2 protein-coding genes are annotated in these 950 nt (G+C 58.4%); both read right to left on the reverse strand.

What is annotated here, in order from left to right:
• Positions 1–91, reverse strand: a 91-nt coding sequence (locus tag DW965_RS18740; RefSeq protein ID WP_147398828.1) for a PrgI family protein, incomplete at its 3' end; no start/stop codon positions are given.
• Positions 92–135: 44 nt separating this feature from the next.
• On the reverse strand, positions 136–789 hold the full coding sequence (locus DW965_RS18745; RefSeq protein ID WP_119188446.1) for a DUF7007 domain-containing protein: 654 nt from the start codon (positions 787–789) through the stop codon (positions 136–138).
• Positions 790–950 lie beyond the last annotated feature (161 nt).

The raw sequence follows: 950 nt of genomic DNA on the forward strand, positions 1-950 counted from the left end.
TGGAAAAACAAACAAGCTGGCGCTTCGTTAGGTTGAAGGCCAGCTTTGTCTTGATTTTGGAAAGGTCTTTTGGTACTGGCACATAGGCCATTTTGGTACACCTCCTTTATTGCTTCGGGCCAGCATGGCCCGAGGTTATCTTGCGGCCTCTTTGGCCGGGGCTGTGCTGCGGGCAGCTTCGGCGGCCTCTCGTCCGCTCTGCCTTGCCCGCCAGTATTCGGGGTGATACTGCCGGATGGACTGATTGAGTTTTTCTTCAAACTGTTCTTTGTCCTTAATGCGGTCAGGGATTTTCCACAGCTTTTTGTCCAGCAGTTCCCGGAGCACCACACTTTCCTGTGCGTCCTCCTCATAGCAGATATAGCCCTTATCCTTGAAGCCGCACTTTTTCGCCGCCGGGGAGAGGACGGCGGCTACCTCGTTTGCCACCATCGTTCCGCCGTGGCTGGCGGTAGATACCAGAAACACCCCCGGACAGAGGGTTTCACAGCTTTGCACCTCGCCCCATGGGGAGCTTTTCGGCGCATGGAACATTCCGCCCGTCCGGCTCCGGTCCGCCTGCATGAGTGCTGCCTTTTCTAAGATGGCTTTCAGTTCCGGGGAAAAATAGGCATATTCCCGAAGGACACGGGCGGCGTCCCCGCCGCAGGCGTTCATCAACAGGGTATAGGCGTCGCTGTCCGCTTTGGTACAGCGGCCCAGCAGTTTTCCGTCATAGTAGCAGGCCGCGTCATAGCCCGTCCGTTTGCGTGGCATGGTTCCCGCCTCCTTTCTGCTTCGTGCCAGCATGGCCCGAGGTCAACGCTCTGCACTGCGGCTGGGCTTTTCCTTCGGAGGCCGCTCTGCCTTTGCCTGTTCGGCAGCCGCTTTTCCGGCTTTGAGCTGGTCGCTGATGGACGCACGCCCCACAGAGCCGCGCTCCGCCATCTGTTCCAGCTTTGCCTCATAGG

Origin of the sequence: Blautia sp. AM47-4, from assembly GCF_003479865.1 — a bacterium.
Classification (GTDB): domain Bacteria; phylum Bacillota; class Clostridia; order Lachnospirales; family Lachnospiraceae; genus Fusicatenibacter; species Fusicatenibacter saccharivorans.

What these genes read in the sequence shown, in the direction of transcription:
- DW965_RS18745 (WP_119188446.1), bottom strand. Translation starts at nt 789, where the DNA reads ATGCTGGCACGAAGCAGAAAGGAGGCGGGAACCATGCCACGCAAACGG.